The organism is Arthrobacter sp. MAHUQ-56, from assembly GCF_019710585.1.
GTDB lineage: Bacteria > Actinomycetota > Actinomycetes > Actinomycetales > Micrococcaceae > Arthrobacter.
In genome coordinates this window covers 103,194-117,974 of record NZ_JAIFZQ010000018.1, presented here as the reverse complement: position 1 = coordinate 117,974, position 14,781 = coordinate 103,194, and the positions used below count along the sequence as shown (strand labels likewise).

15 protein-coding genes are annotated in these 14,781 nt (G+C 60.4%); 2 read left to right on the top strand and 13 right to left on the bottom strand.

The genetic code is table 11. The features are described from left to right. Positions 1-316: 316 nt before the first annotated feature. The 7 genes from K4G53_RS11735 to K4G53_RS11705 all read right to left on the bottom strand — a co-directional run bounded on the left by K4G53_RS11735 (position 317) and on the right by K4G53_RS11705 (position 7,542). Complete coding sequence (locus K4G53_RS11735) at positions 317-826, bottom strand: hypothetical protein (RefSeq protein ID WP_221385877.1); 510 nt, start codon at positions 824-826, stop codon at positions 317-319. A gap of 556 nt (positions 827-1,382) precedes the next feature. Continuing rightward, on the bottom strand, positions 1,383-1,796 hold the full coding sequence (locus K4G53_RS11730; protein ID WP_260323542.1) for a hypothetical protein: 414 nt from the start codon (positions 1,794-1,796) through the stop codon (positions 1,383-1,385). Between the two features lie 396 nt (positions 1,797-2,192). Further along, entirely contained in the window at positions 2,193-2,612 is a 420-nt protein-coding gene (locus tag K4G53_RS21450) for a protein NO VEIN domain-containing protein (protein ID WP_221385876.1), read from the bottom strand. A 543-nt stretch (positions 2,613-3,155) separates the two neighbouring features. Further along, complete coding sequence (locus K4G53_RS11720) at positions 3,156-3,911, bottom strand: PP2C family serine/threonine-protein phosphatase (protein WP_221385875.1); 756 nt, start codon at positions 3,909-3,911, stop codon at positions 3,156-3,158. Further along, complete coding sequence (locus K4G53_RS11715; protein ID WP_221385874.1) at positions 3,912-4,592, bottom strand: VWA domain-containing protein; 681 nt, start codon at positions 4,590-4,592, stop codon at positions 3,912-3,914. A 39-nt stretch (positions 4,593-4,631) separates the two neighbouring features. After that, the gene (locus K4G53_RS11710) at positions 4,632-7,112 is read right to left on the bottom strand and encodes a PIN domain-containing protein (protein ID WP_221385873.1); all 2,481 of its coding nucleotides are present in this window, start codon (positions 7,110-7,112) and stop codon (positions 4,632-4,634) included. 1 nt (position 7,113) lies between these two features. Further along, positions 7,114-7,542, bottom strand: a complete 429-nt coding sequence (locus tag K4G53_RS11705; RefSeq protein ID WP_221385872.1) for a helix-turn-helix domain-containing protein — start codon at positions 7,540-7,542, stop codon at positions 7,114-7,116. 109 nt (positions 7,543-7,651) lie between these two features. Here K4G53_RS11705 and K4G53_RS11700 point away from each other — a divergent pair, with 109 nt between their 5' ends. Then, positions 7,652-7,888 carry a hypothetical protein gene (locus tag K4G53_RS11700; protein WP_221385871.1) on the top strand — a complete coding sequence of 79 codons (237 nt, stop codon included), beginning with the start codon at positions 7,652-7,654 and terminating at the stop codon, positions 7,886-7,888. A gap of 58 nt (positions 7,889-7,946) precedes the next feature. Continuing rightward, the gene (locus K4G53_RS11695; RefSeq protein ID WP_221385870.1) at positions 7,947-8,312 is read left to right on the top strand and encodes a hypothetical protein; all 366 of its coding nucleotides are present in this window, start codon (positions 7,947-7,949) and stop codon (positions 8,310-8,312) included. A gap of 586 nt (positions 8,313-8,898) precedes the next feature. On the opposite strand, the gene K4G53_RS11690 is transcribed toward K4G53_RS11695, so the two are convergent. The 6 genes from K4G53_RS11690 to nrdI form a co-directional block, all read right to left on the bottom strand. Further along, positions 8,899-9,426 (bottom strand): hypothetical protein, encoded by a 528-nt coding sequence (locus K4G53_RS11690; protein WP_221385869.1) that lies wholly within the window; start codon positions 9,424-9,426, stop codon positions 8,899-8,901. A 20-nt stretch (positions 9,427-9,446) separates the two neighbouring features. Next, complete coding sequence (locus K4G53_RS11685) at positions 9,447-10,073, bottom strand: AlpA family transcriptional regulator (protein ID WP_221385868.1); 627 nt, start codon at positions 10,071-10,073, stop codon at positions 9,447-9,449. A gap of 64 nt (positions 10,074-10,137) precedes the next feature. Continuing rightward, positions 10,138-10,683 (bottom strand): hypothetical protein, encoded by a 546-nt coding sequence (locus tag K4G53_RS11680; RefSeq protein WP_221385867.1) that lies wholly within the window; start codon positions 10,681-10,683, stop codon positions 10,138-10,140. A 308-nt stretch (positions 10,684-10,991) separates the two neighbouring features. Then, a complete protein-coding gene (nrdF, locus tag K4G53_RS11675; RefSeq protein WP_043451063.1) occupies positions 10,992-11,966 on the bottom strand; it encodes a class 1b ribonucleoside-diphosphate reductase subunit beta in 975 nt (324 codons plus the stop codon). A gap of 91 nt (positions 11,967-12,057) precedes the next feature. Beyond that, complete coding sequence (nrdE, locus tag K4G53_RS11670; protein ID WP_221385866.1) at positions 12,058-14,178, bottom strand: class 1b ribonucleoside-diphosphate reductase subunit alpha; 2,121 nt, start codon at positions 14,176-14,178, stop codon at positions 12,058-12,060. A 20-nt stretch (positions 14,179-14,198) separates the two neighbouring features. Further along, positions 14,199-14,669 (bottom strand): class Ib ribonucleoside-diphosphate reductase assembly flavoprotein NrdI, encoded by a 471-nt coding sequence (gene nrdI / locus K4G53_RS11665; protein WP_221385953.1) that lies wholly within the window; start codon positions 14,667-14,669, stop codon positions 14,199-14,201. Positions 14,670-14,781 lie beyond the last annotated feature (112 nt).

The following is a 14,781-nucleotide window of genomic DNA, read 5'->3' as shown; positions in this document are numbered from 1 at the left end:
GAAGGGACATCAAGAAAGAGCGTCAGCGACCCCACGGCGTTGCCGTTCTTGTCCGAGGGGAATTCGCCGCCGTTGGACAGGCGTCTCGCTGGTCGTCTTCTTCGGGTCAGTCGGGTTCCAGCTCGGAACGGGCCTGTACAAACTTCTTGATCAACTCTTGGCTGCTTTCGGGTGCTTGTCTTGCGCAGCGCCCGGCATCATGGGGCCCAAGACCTATGCCCCTTGCACTTACAGCCATCTTGGGTGCCGACGACATAAGCAACGAAAAGGCCCGGTGTGAGGCCCGGACCTTTTCGAATAACTTCTCCTGTTACCGCTAGCGGACTACGCGGGTTCCACCGCTGTAGGTGCCCGGGATGGCCAGGGTCGCGCCGCTGGTGTTATCAGTGACGACAACGTCCGTGTAGGACCATGCGGTGAGGGTTGCCGTCTGTCCTGAGGGGCAATCCAGAGCGGCAGCAGGATCCTGGGGAGTCAACGTCAGCGAACCGACGATGTTGCCGTTCTTGTCGGCCGTGAAATACCCGGACGCGTAAACGGGAACATCCGTGACCGTCTTCTTGATGTCAGACGGGTTGTGCCCGGACTTGGTGAGGCACTGGTAGGTCCCACTGAAGTCAGCCGAGGCAGTGACGAACTCAGTCTGCCCTGAAGGCAGCCCGGTCTCCTTGAACGAAACGACAAGGTTGGAGCCGGACAGCGAAGCACTGGTCGCGTTCTTGATGAAGTGCGGATTTCCGTTTGGTGGTGCTGCCTGGGCAGGGCTGCTCATGACGAAGAACGCCGTGAAAACGGCAGCAAGAATGATGAGGATGCGCTTGAACATTGTTGTCTCCTGGAAAGGACACGAGGTTTAGCTGAACCGCCTGATGGGTTCGGGCGGATGGAGACTGGGTTCCCCAGCCAGGCCCCTGCGCCAAGGTTCACGCCGCGTCAACACGGCGCCCCACGCCTGCCGCAGCCCTCAGTTGCCCGGGAAGAGTCCGGGAGCGGGAGCCGCCTTATCCCACGGGATGCCCGTGCGAGCAGTGATCCGCTCCAGGCAGGATCTCGTACCCCTGAATGCAGGTGCGCTCGGGCGGGAGCGGTCTCCCATGTTGGTGCAGGAAGATACTGCTGTACGCGTCTTCCATCCGTTTGTCCTCGTGCTTCAGCCACTCCCCCAAATGTGGGGCGTGGTGCGCCTTCTCCGGGGGCTCAGGTTCGTCCTGATCGTGCCTCCGATGCCTGAAAGGATTGTTCGCCATGGCACTCGCGACCTTCAGAGCCGTCCCTGCAGGGTGCAGGGAGAAAACGGTGCATTCATGCTAGGACCGCTGCTGTGGAAGGACAATCCCTAAGGAATTGCGTGACCGGGCCGAGGGGGCGGACGATGTATCGGGCTAGCGCCGCTTCCGGTACCCGCGCACCCAGATAACGTCTGCAACACCGCCCAACGCCAGCGGGAACGTCACTACCGCGGCCAGGTGGCGCGTCAGGTGGTAGGGGTCGTTCATTGTCGCCCATGCCAAGAGGATCCCCGGCAGCCCTACGCAGACACTCACCCACACCGGGTTGCCCCGGGTATGCGACCACACGGCGGCCGCAAGGGACAGCGCGCAGCCACCGTAGACGTATAGGTTGCCCACCCTGGACCGTTCCATCTCGGAGGGGACCGGCAGCCAGACCGACCAACCGGCGCGGAAGATGCCGTACGCGATCAGGGCCATAGATGCGAGGACGAGCAGGACCCAGGCGATGGTGCCAGCACGCCGGCGCGCGGCTGCAGACATCCAGGCCGAGTCCCCCAACGTCATTGATTCAGCGTACCTGTGGCAGGACGATCCGTCGCCGGACATGCAGCTACCTCAATAGTGGCCGTGGCCGCCCCCAACAAAATGGCCCCCGAATGCAACAGCGGCATTCGGGGGCTAACTTTGCCACCGGGGTCCAGCAGCGAAAAGAAAAAATGTGAGTTGCAGGTCTATGTGGAAGAGACTTTCAAGAAGGAACAGCCTGTTCCTGCTTGAAAACGTACTTGTAAACACGCAAATGGGGTCAGTTGATTTGGAAGTTTGCGCTGTAGGCACAGCCTGAAGTTCAAGGAAAGTCGGGCACGCAAACTTGAGCGAGCCCCTCCGTGAATGGAATTCGCTGCGGGAGTTCGGGGTGAGGCAACGATGCTGACTTTGCCATCCTGCTCACCTGTAGTCCTAATTTGGTGCGTCTTTCTGATGTCGCAACTCCAGTGTGAGTTGATCTGCAGCGGCAAACTCGCGCACCCGGAGCTGAACAGTGCGCTTGCGTATGACGTCTTCCGACTTTGATGATGCAAGTGTCCCGAATGGGTCTTGCACGGCTCTCACGAAGGGTGAGGTATTCTCCAGGTCGGCGCGAAGATTGCCAACGAGGTAGAGCCAGAAGTGATTTCTTAATTCGCCCCCGGCCGTCTTCCACTCATTCCAACTCATGGCTTGAACTTGTGCGTCGACTCCGGACGACTTCAATTCAATCATTCGATCGATTGAGCCATTCTGGATGGTCAGGACGTCGAAGCCAGGGTAGAGCTCGCTGATGCCCTGCTCAGCGAGCTGGTCAAACACCTGGCCAACCACGGCCGGATCGCCGTGCACCCGGTGTGGCTGACGGCCGTGAACCGCGCCGCGGGGATCCTGCTCCCCGGGGTGGCCACCGCCGGCTCCGCCGGAGGCGGACGCCGGGAGTACTATGGCGTGCGCTCCATCCGTGGCGTCGAGCGCGCCGCGGCGAGCTGGAACGGGGCCGACCTCGGGCCCCTCGCTCCGGTGGACCCGCCCGTCCGCTTCGGCTTCAGCTCCTTCCCCCGCACGCCGCAGGCCCTGGCCGTCACACGACGATCCGCCCCGCCCGCCGCTGAGGCGGGACCGGTAGCGGAAGTGGGTAGCGGCGTTCGTTGCGGGAGGCAACAAGACCTTTCCTGCTCAAGCTCGGGCCTTGCCCGCCCGCCAGCCGCACAAGACCGTCCTTCACCACGGCACTCAACCGGCGGAAAACGGACGCTCATAACGCTGCGTTGCCGAGACTCCCGGATGGGGGGCTGCCCCCGGTTTAGTTGGGTCGACACTACTAGACGGATGGTGGGCAGGCTCCATGCCCTCGACGATTCGTGACGTTTTCGCGGACCCTGATCGTTCGCGTTAGGACGCCACCGACCGACCAAAGACGCCGATGGAACAGTCATCCTTAGTCGCGTTGCGCACTCTGATGTCTATGAACTTCCGCCACTGCTTCTTGTGTTTTGAGTTCTGACTCAGTCTGGCGGGCGCAGATCCGACAGCCACAATAAGCTTCTCGCAGGCCGCCGCCAGCTGACGCGTGCGAGCGTTGAAGAGGCTGTCCCCAGCGCCATCACTCATGAGAATGAATCCGGTCACTCCCTGCAGCGAGCCCCGAAAGAGTCGCATCGACCCGGCGGCACCGTGAGAAGTCACGAAGGTGGTCTGATTGGTGAACTCGCTGTTATCCGGAGCGGAGATGACACGCAGGTCACCGTCCTTGAGGTATCCAATTACGCCGTCGCCAACATGTGCACCAAGAAACTTGTCGCCAGAAACCGCAACGCCGAGGAAGGTCGAGGCAAAATCTTGAACGTCACGACCGTGTCGTTCGGCGAGCATGTTGACCTTGGCGAGAAGTCGTTCTAGGAGCTCGATCTTGATCTGGCCGCCGTCGACGCGCGCGACAAGCTGTTCGAACTGCTCGACCAGCGCGGCGCATCCTTCGTCTGCCACCGCTTGCGCGCCAAATTCGGAATGCGAAGCGGACCCAGCGCCGTCAGCTAGACAGATCGCTTGAACACCGCCGCGTGAAAGGTACTGAGTCCGATCCTGACCGCGCGTTCCGTCAAGCTCGTGCCCTCGGCCACGCACCTGATGATGGAACTCATTGAACACTTACAACTCCGCCCAGCCAGCCAAGCCCTCAAGATCAAGCTTGACTGTGTCTCCAGGGGTGGACCTGGAGACACGGGAAACAGACTTCGACAGCCACTCGAAGAACTCCTTAAAGCTCAGGCCTTGGAGCCGAAGCGGCAGACGGTTCGGGCTGAATCGGGCCAGCACATTCATGTCGGCATCAGCCCCGATCCCGATCGGGAATACTGTGAGCTTCTTCTGGGCGACAAGTTCCGTCACGCGGTGGACTGCGCGTTCGAGTTCGTCAGGACGTCCGTTCGGCTTACCGTCGGTCATCAGAACGAGCCAGGGCTGGTAGTACAGGACACCAGCGTTGGAATAAGTGGACTTTCGCTTCTCGAGCGTGTCGAGGGCGAGGTTGACTCCCTCGCCGAGGGCCGTGCCGCCCGTCGCATCGATGGCATCGATTCGGTTTAGTCGCTCGATACTAGCGAAGTCCTGAATCAGGCTCACAGCAGAGTTGAACTCGACGATGCTCACTTCGGCGGCGTCGTGGGCGTCGTCATCTTCGTCAATCGCGTCGTAGAACAGGTTGACGCCCTTGACAAGCTCGCGGATGTTGTCTCCCATCATCGATCCGCTCGTGTCGAGGCAAAGCGCGACGGGGACGCGCGGAGTCGGGTTCTCGACGAGGTCGTCGGCGCCGATGTTGAGTGCCATGGGATTACCTTTCATTTGATGTGCGCGCTTAATCGTGGATCAGGAGCTCAGCCACGTGACGAGGCGCTGCCAGAAGCTCTTCTTCGGCGGCGCGGCTGAGTTAGCGGAGGAGGGCGACGAACCCGGGGCTGTGCGCGGCGGGCGCGAAGCAGTCGATCGCAGTGGACATGGTTTCTTTGTCGCGGTCTGATGAGACTTTGGAATATCGAGCCCTTTGGATCGGAACCACCGCTCGTGATCGAAAGTGATGAAGGGCTGGTGACACTCGGCACAAAGCCGCGCCGGGTTGAGTTCCGCTGCCTTCTTGACGCACGCAGCGCAGCGCCCGTAAGAGAGTCCGGTCCTCGCTGTCAACGTCTTGCAGTCCTTGCACGGAACCGCTTGACAGTTTGAGCATCGACCATCGACCAGGTACGTCTGGGCAACTTCCCTGTTGCAGTTCTCGCACGTCGCGTAGTTGCGCTTGCGGTTGCAGTCCCAGCAACGACCGTCCTTCAGTACGTCAGCAGGCCTTGGTTTGCCGCAGTCGGCGCATCTAGATTTGCTCTGATTGCAGTCGTAGCAAAGGCTGGGTGCGTGGTAGGACTGGCTCTCTTCGTCCCACCTGCCGACGATTGCGCTCGGCCGCTTACACTGCGGACAGACGCAGATGGGTGTGTCAGGACGGAATGCACGGAATCGAAAAGGGTAGACATCGTTCGACATAGGGTCGAAATCGTCGTTGCCACCGAAGAAGTCGCGGTATTCGCGGAATGCCGCGAGCCACTCGTTCGCTGTCGGGCGACGATCGAAGCGCGAGCCGCCCTGGCGCTGGAACGTGTGCCAGAACAGGCGTTTGATTTGAAAAGGGAGGTGGCTCCACATGAACTTCCAGTTCCCCTCGGGCTGGTCCTGGTCGGACGCTCCCTGGAACTGGAATGCGAACTTTCCTTCCTTGATTAGGGGTGCAAAGTCGCCACCATCAGCTCCGGCGCGCGCGTAGGGGAACTGACCCGTGATGAGAATCATGAAGAGCATCGTTGCGATCGCAAAACGTTCCTCCTCGACGGTGCGCAGCGCGTCAGCGTAGTCGCCCGTGATCGTGGACGCCGTGAACATCGCGGTTCCCACGGGGCAGGGGTACCCTTCCACTTGCCATGAGTCCGCATCGATGATCCAAACGTTCTTATGCTCGTCAACCATGAGATTCTTCGGATTGATATCACCGAGGAGGATGTTCAGCGAATGCAGGTAGGCAACCTTTTCCAGGAATGAGACGCAAACATCTACGAGGTCTGCTTTGGTCCAAGTCGGATACATCCTTTTGAACCGAGCAGGACGCATGATCGTCGCCTGGAGCTCCTTCCCAGTCGCTCGGGGCATGGCGTAGCCAACGAAGTCACCGTCACCATTTGTGATGATGTGCGAGGGAAAGCCAATGCCTTGCGTTTCAAGTTCGTGCGAAAGAAGAAGTTCGAGCTTTGCCTTGCGATGTTCGGTTCGATGGTCCTTATCGAAGATCTTGACAACCTGACTGGGATTATCTCGCACGGCATAGACCGACCCCTCACCGCCCTCGCCAACCAAGTCGCCCAAGACGAGCGCATGACGCGAATGCAGTGACACTGCGATCACCTGGTCACCCGACTTGGGGATGACGGCGTCTCCAAGCAGCTGATCCTTCGGCTTGAGCGTCGTCACACGCTTGAAAGCTCCGTCCGCTCGTTGCGAAGCGGGCCTCGTTGCCGCCCTGGTGTCGCGCCTGCCTCCAGGCCTCGCGTCGATGTCGGCGACGCCAAACGTGTGCTTGAACTTGTCCAGCAGAGGCGCCAGCGCCTCCACTTCGGCATAGTCTTTGGCCTTCGCAAGCCCCTCATCGACGTGCCGCGTAATCCGCGCGAGCTTTCTAGCGCCACGTTCGTACAAGTCCTGGTCGGTATCCACTGCAATCCGACCATTCACATCTACCGTGCCTGCCACAAGCTGACGCTTCGCCTCGGCCGCGAGCAGTCGGATGCGCAGCCGCAATGTGATGTCGTTGGTCAGCAGGCACATGTCGTACCGGTCGCTGAAGTGCGTGAAGAGATCGACGAATAGGTCGTCTGCATAAGGGTTCGATCCGTCACCAAGGTCCTTGCGAATGAGTCCGTGGGCTGCCGCGGACTCCAGCGCCGTGAGCCATTGGCCAGCACGACGCACTGCGGCCGCGCGCTCCTCAGTGAACAGCGAGGCATCCAGGCTGCTCTGCTTGGAGAGTTCATCGATCACCTTGGACGGGACGACGATGCCGTTGCCCTTTCGGATGGCGACATCCTTGCAATGCTCGAAGAGCATCTTCAGACCCGCTGAGCGTGCAGTATCGGTGTCCATGAAAACGTTCGTATCGATGAAGAGCCGGCGGCCGGTCTCGACGAAATCCTCAGGCGCAAGAACGGATGCGACGAGGTGTTCCGCAGAGCGTCGAGTCGGGGTTTCACCAATCGGTGGGCGTGGTGTTGGCAGATGTCCTGTCGCGGGCACCAGTGACCGTGGATTCGCCACCTCACTCCTCTCCTTGACCGCTAGCGCGGAACGTAACGTTACTGTGGAAGCCGGCGGCCGAACGAGAAGAGAACTCGGTGAGCAGTTCTGCCGCCCTTTCCTGGCTCACCTGACGGGCACGCTGGAATGCAACCAATTCTTCGGCGGGGATGCGGTGGTGCGTCCCAACTTTCACAGCTTCGATGCTGCCTGATTCGATGAGCTTCATGAGCGTCGCGCGAGAGACACCGAGCAAGGTCGAAGCTTCTGTGGTCGTGTATAGCTCCTTGACGGGAACGACGACGGCACCCGATCCATGCTCCGATTCAAGGAGTCGCAGAATATTCTCTGCACTCCCGCGCGAGATCGTAAGGGTTACTTGTACGTGATCGCTAGTCCCTCGGAGCGCGCGGCGTAGCACGTCGATCGAGTCTTCTTCCTGCCCGGTCATGCCGCCTCCATTGCCATAACTGCCGCTAACTGCTGTAACCGTAACATATGTGCTGCATCTGCAAAGGGCGCGGCGACAAAGTCTGCGAAGCATCGCGCACTTACTTTGCATGAGCAATCGCAACGCCAGAGAAACCCCACCCGAAGCGCTAGTCACCCTTCCGCGTCATGTGGACGTCTACAACGACAGGGACGTGGACCTGGTGGCCGCCAAGTGGGTGGCCCAGCGCAACCACAACGGCCTGTACTCGCACCTGAAGCCGGCCGCGGATGTGTTCAGGGAACGCATGAAGCAGGCCGTGCTCACCCAACTACGCCCTGAAGAAGCAGGAAGCCGCGGACCTTAAGCTCACCGACGGGGACGGACCCGGGCTCAAGGGCGTCACCGCCGCCGGGTCCGGGGTCGTGCGGGAGAAGAAGAAGGGCACCTTCGGGGAACTCATCGAGCACATCAACAAGCTCTTCGAAGGCGTCGGGATCAGCGACGAGGACCAGATCAACGTCATCTCCTCCGTCATGCGCCACGCCGAAAACAACGAACAGCTCCAGCGCGAGGCCATCGCCAACGGACCCGTCGCCTTCGCCGCCTCCCCCACCCTGCACGAGGCCATCAAGGAAATCGTCTACGTCGCCGGCGAAGGCCACCAGAAGGCCATCAACGCCCTGCTCGAGATGGCCGACAACGGCGGGCTCGTCCACGTCCTCCTCCGCGGCGGGCTCCAGCAACGCCTCCGCGATCGAGCCCAGCAGGAAGCCGCCGAGGTCGGCTGAGTCTCCCACAGTGCAGGAAGGCCCCGGCTCCAAAAGGAGCCGGGGCCTTCCTGCGTCGAGCCCAGTGCAGACAAGTGTGAAATCTCTTTGGCCAACTATCTTGGAATCTCACAGCAGGTGCGCGCCATGACATGGATAAACCAGATGGTCCTTTATGCTCCCGTCGTGGTTCCGGATCCGCCTCCTTTTGCTCGCCCTGAGATTTAGAGGCGGCCCAGTCGTGACACTAGGGGCTCGATTCTCCAACTGCCCCGCACTGTACGGCCGGAACGTCTCGCGATGCCGAGGGTTTATGTCCCACGTCGGTAGCGAGCCGCCGATGACCTGACACAGGCTGGGCCGTGCTCCAATTCCGGCCAGAACGGAATGAAGGTGCAGGGTGGAAATGGGGGCGCTCCATCCCCCTCACATGTAGCTGTCACCTCTAAGTAGCTCAGATGTTCCCGGGTCTGGCAGGGCATCGAGAGCGAGCTGCAACCTCGAGCGACGTTCAACCGCACTCCGGGTTTCTAGATCGGAGCGGCTCATGCCGCAGAGCGACTGCTTCGTTCGTCGTTTGCCCAATGTGAGCTAAGGGCTGCAACTGCTAGTTCGCGTTGACAGGTTCTTCTTCCGCAGGAGCTCCGGTCTCTGACGTTGCGTCCGCGAAAGGCCACTCGTCTCGTTTCATATAACCGAGAACCACCGGCGGCAGGCCGAGTGCTGCAGTCATTTGAGTGAAGAACTGACGGATGTAGGGGTAAGCGATGAAATAGACATTGGTCTCAATCCAAGCCGAAACTGTTGCGGCATGGACATTTAGCTCCCCAAGAACATTGAACGCCACGATGTGGTTGGCCCGGATAGTTGTCGCGTTGTCTTCGTCCTGGCCAGCAAAGCAGCTCAGGATGTGTTCCAGTCGAACCAACAGGACGTCCGCTGCGGGATCGTAGGCGAAGCCGGGCTCGCCGCGAACTAGCCTCACGGTCATGTCAGCGGCAGCGCTTTGGACAGGCCCGGCATGGACTTCATCCAGACGGACTTCCACTGGTTCGGTCGCGGCTACGAGGGCAGCTACGTCAGAGGGGTTTACGGCAGCGTCCTCCGGCTCAGCGTGGATCCGCAGCAAGGTCACAATATCTCCGATTCAATTTGCTAGACATGGGCGGCCGCCCCCACAAGGTCGTAAACAGCTGTTACGGCCTTCTGGGCACGGCCGCCCGCGCTAACGCGGACGGCTGGCAAAACGGTTTGGAACTTCGGCTGAACCGAAGGCAACTTGATCGAGGCTTGATGCCATTCAACAGTTGTGTGATCAGGATTGCGCATCAAGCAATTCTCAATCTGGGTCATCAGCTCAAGGCTTGGAAGATCTTCTTCCAAGTCAAGTGCGCGGGCAGACTTGAGCCAGGCGGCAATTTCCGTCCACGCCCATATCTTCATCGAGCCGGCACCGATGTAGTCAAAGGGCACCGGAAAATCCTTGGCCATCGTCCACTTTCGCGCCCCTTCGCGGCTGACGCCGGCGCGTAGAGCGATGTCCGATATACCGACCAAGTCGCGGTGCACACCCACGACTTTAAGACCGTTCAACTGCTTTTCCAGGCGGTGGGCGACATCGATGATGTCGGCGACCGCACCGTTGCGCTCAACGAAAGCAGTCACCGTGATCATGCCATCAATCGTTTCCCAGATCGTGTCGGGGAATTGTTCGGCCAGGACGTTTTCAGTGGCTTCAGAGTCTAGATCGATACCGGATACGCGCAGAGTTACTTCAACCATTTTCGCTCCCCAGATCTATAGCTTTCCCTAACTATCGCACAGGGAGTTGGCAACTGCCAACCGACTATCCGCCATCCTTGCGTACAGTCCCGTAACGATTCATCCGTACTCGAAGTGCGTCACGTTGTGTCTTCAACGCACCCAGCCGGGCACCCAGCCGCTCAACTGTTGCATCCTTTGGGGGCAGATCCCTGAGCGTGAGCTCGGCTGTCCGAAGTTGAGAACTTGCGCTTCCTAGCAGCTGGGAGGAGGCGACGTCGGCGCCATCGGCGCCCAAAAGCTCACCAACCAGATCTTTAGCATGGTCGAAGCTCCGGTTGGCCTCATCGAAGGCCGCCTCCGCCTCGGCAAGCTGCTCGGAGGCGAGCTCCAAGATTTCAAGCATGTGCTGCTCTGCGTCGTCCCGGTCCAGAAGAGCGCTGGCCGCCTTGAGGAGCCTCGCAGCGTCCTCCAGCGCGGTCTCTGCCCGACCGAGAGGGCCGCTGAGGTCACCATGTTCACACCGCTTGACCTTCTTGCGGGATGTACGCGCTACGTCTTCCGCGCCCTTGCCGGTCGAAAATACCCGAATCTTGTGGTTCGGATCAGCGCCCGGGCAAATCAAGGTCAAGCCACCGTGACTTGTCGCCTTCTCACTGGACCACCCGAGACGCCGGGCCAGGTCCAATGTCTCCTCCCACTCCTTATTCGGATGGGTCCAAACGGACTCTGCCACTCCGCCCCCTCCGGTGGTCCAATGAAACTTGTACATCCTGGTTTTGGCATAAGCCGCGACTTTCCTGGCCGCCGTGAGTTATCACGGATGCCACGTCAATTGCCAACCTAACTTGTCATACATGCCGACTATCTTGGCAACTAGAAACCGAGGACCAACTAGGTTGTCCAAAGGACCAAATAGGTTGTCCATCTACAGGAATACTAGAAGTCCCAGTCCTCATCCTCGGTGTTGACGGCCTTGCCGATCACGTAGGACGAACCGGAGCCCGAGAAGAAGTCGTGGTTCTCGTCCGCGTTCGGGGAGAGCGCCGAAAGGATGGCCGGGTTCACGTCGGTGACGGACGCCGGGAACATCGCCTCGTAGCCCAGGTTCATCAGCGCCTTGTTGGCGTTGTAGTGCAGGAACTTCTTGACGTCCTCGGCCAGCCCCACGCCGTCGTACAGGTCGTGGGTGTACTGGACCTCGTTCTCGTACAGCTCGAAGAGCAGCTCGAACGTGTAGTCCTTGATCTCCTGGCGGCGCTCCTCGGACACGGTCTCCAGTCCGCGCTGGAACTTGTAGCCGATGTAGTAGCCGTGCACTGCCTCGTCGCGGATGATCAGGCGGATCAGGTCGGCCGTGTTCGTGAGTTTGGCGCGTGAAGACCAGTACATGGGCAGGTAGAAGCCCGAGTAGAACAGGAAGCTCTCCAGCAGCGTGGATGCAACCTTGCGCTTCAGGGGGTCGTCGCCCTGGTAGTAGTCCATAACGATCTGCGCCTTCTTCTGAAGGTTCTCGTTCTCGGTGGACCAGCGGAACGCCTCGTCGATCTCCTTGGTGGAGGCCAGCGTGGAGAAGATGGAGGAGTAGCTCTTGGCATGGACCGACTCCATGAATGCGATGTTCGTGTAGACGGCTTCCTCGTGCGGGGTCAGCGCATCCGGGATCAGGGAGACAGCCCCGACGGTACCCTGGATGGTGTCCAGCAGGGTCAGCCCGGTGAACACGCGCATGGTGAGCTGCTGCTCGGCAGGCGTCAGCGTGTTCCAGGACTGCACGTCGTTGGACAGCGGCACCTTCTCCGGCAGCCAGAAGTTGTTGACCAGGCGGTTCCAGACCTCCACGTCCTTGTCGTCCTGGATGCGGTTCCAGTTGATGGCCTCGACGTGGCTCAGAAGCTTGACCTTTTCGGTCATGTCATCCCCTCATTGTTGGGTGGTTCTCTAAGTTAAAGCGTACGACGGCGGGCGGTCGCCCGCCGTCGTACAGGCAAGATTTAGTTGAAGATTAAAGTGCGCAGGAGACGCAACCCTCAACCTCGGTCCCTTCCAGCGCGAGCTGGCGGAGGCGGATGTAGTAGAGGGTCTTGATGCCCTTGCGCCATGCGTAGATCTGGGCCTTGTTGATGTCGCGGGTGGTGGCGGTGTCCTTGAAGAACAGCGTCAGGGACAGGCCCTGGTCCACGTGCTGGGTGGCAGCGGCGTAGGTGTCGATGATCTTCTCGTAGCCGATCTCGTACGCGTCCTGGTAGTAGTCCAGGTTGTCGTTGGTGAGGTACGGCGCCGGGTAGTAGACGCGGCCGATCTTGCCTTCCTTGCGGATCTCGATCTTGGCCGCCACCGGGTGGATGGAGGACGTCGAGTTGTTGATGTAGGAGATCGAGCCCGTGGGCGGGACGGCCTGCAGGTTCTGGTTGTAGATGCCGTGCTCCATGACGGAGGCCTTCAGCTCGAGCCAGTCATCCTGGGTAGGAATGTGGTGGCCGGCAAAGAGCTCGCGGACGCGCTCAGTCTCGGGCAGCCACTCCTGCTCGGTGTACTTGTCGAAGAACTCCCCCGACGCGTACTTCGAGTTCTCGAAGCCGCCGAACGTCTGGCCGGTTTCGATCGCGAGCCTGTTCGAAGCACGCAGGGCGTGGAACAGCACGGTGTAGAAGTAAATGTTGGTGAAGTCCAGGCCCTCTTCGGAACCGTAGTGGACCCGCTCCCGGGCCAGGTAGCCGTGCAGGTTCATCTGGCCCAGGCCGATGGCGTGCGACTTCGCATTGCCCTCGGCCACGGACGGCACCGAGTTGATGTAGGACATGTCCGACACCGCGCTCAGTGCGCGGATGGCCGTCTCAATGGAAGCACCGAAGTTCGGCGAATCCATCGTCTTGGCAATGTTCATGGACCCGAGGTTGCAGGAGATGTCCTTGCCAACGGTCTGGTAGGTGAGGTCCTCGTTGTAGATCGAGGGCGTGGAAACCTGCAGGATCTCCGAGCACAGGTTGCTCATGGTGATCTTGCCGGCAATCGGGTTGGCCCGGTTCACGGTGTCCTCGAACATGATGTACGGGTAGCCGGACTCGAACTGGATCTCCGCGAGGGTCTGGAAGAACTCGCGGGCGCTGATCTTGGTCTTCTTGATCCGGGAATCGTCCACCATCTCGTAGTACTTCTCGGTGACCGAGACGTCAGAGAACGGCATGCCATAGACGCGTTCGACGTCGTACGGCGAGAAGAGGTACATGTCCTCGTTCTTCTTGGCCAGCTCGAACGTGATGTCCGGGATGACGACGCCCAGGGAGAGCGTCTTGATGCGGATCTTCTCGTCGGCGTTCTCCCGCTTGGTGTCCAGGAACCGGTAGATGTCCGGGTGGTGGGCGTGCAGGTACACGGCACCGGCGCCCTGGCGGGCACCGAGCTGGTTGGCGTAGGAGAAGCTGTCTTCGAGGAGCTTCATCACGGGGATGACGCCGGAGGACTGGTTTTCGATCTGCTTGATCGGAGCGCCGTGCTCGCGGATGTTGGTCAGCGACAGGGCAACACCGCCGCCGCGCTTGGAGAGCTGCAGCGCGGAGTTGATGCCGCGGGCGATCGACTCCATGTTGTCTTCGATGCGGAGCAGGAAGCACGAGACGAGTTCGCCGCGCTGGGCCTTTCCGGCGTTGAGGAACGTGGGCGTTGCCGGCTGGAAGCGGCCGTCGATGATCTCGTCCACCAGGTGGGTGGCAAGCTCCTCGTTGCCGCGGGCCAGGTGCATGGCCACCATGCAGACGCGGTCCTCGTAGCGCTCCAGGTAGCGCTTGCCGTCAAACGTCTTCAGCGTGTAGGAGGTGTAGAACTTGAACGCGCCCAGGAAGGTCTCGAACCGGAACTTCTTTTTGTAGGCGCGGTTGAACAGGTCACGGATGAAGTTCATCGTGTACTGGTCCAGCGTCTCGCGCTCGTAGTACTGGTTCTTCACCAGGTAGTCGAGCTTCTCCTCCAGGTCGTGGAAGAACACGGTGTTGTTGTTCACGTGCTGCAGGAAGTACTGGTGGGCTGCCTCGCGGTCGGCGCCGAACTGGATCTCGCCGTTGGGACCGTACAGGTTCAGCATGGCGTTCAGCTCATGGTAGCCAAGGCCCTTGAAGGCGGCCGGCATCTCGGGCTTCTGGGCCCTGGTTACTTCTGTGTCTGCGACAGTCGTGTCCAAAACGTGTCCAATCCCTTGTTTACGCGGGCCACGTCTTCTGGCGTGCCCATTAGTTCAAATCGATAAAGGTGGGGCACCTGGCATTTGGCGGCGATGATGTCCGCTGCCAGGCAGTAGTTGTCCCCGAAATTCGTGTTGCCGGCCCCGATGACCCCGCGGAGCAACTCCCTGTTCTGCGGGTTGTTCAGGAACCGGATGACCTGCTTGGGAACGGATCCCTCTCCCCCGGTGCCGCCATACGTCGGCACCACCAGCACGAACGGCCGGGTGGCAAGAAGGGGTGCGTCCTTCGCATAGAGCGGGATCCGGGCCACCTCGCGGCCCAGCTTCGAGACGAAGCGGCTGGTGTTCTCGGATGCCGAGGAAAAGTAGATGAGCCGGCTGCTGGTTCGGACCGGTTCCGGGTCACTTTGCGGACTGGCCGGCTGTGACACACCCACGCGCTGAGCCGCGTGCAGTGAAGCCGCCTGTAGTGAAGCCACGTGGTCCTGCTGCGCTGTGGGTGATGCCATGGGAGTCACCTCAGCTGGTTGACGGTTGCCGGATGGAAAA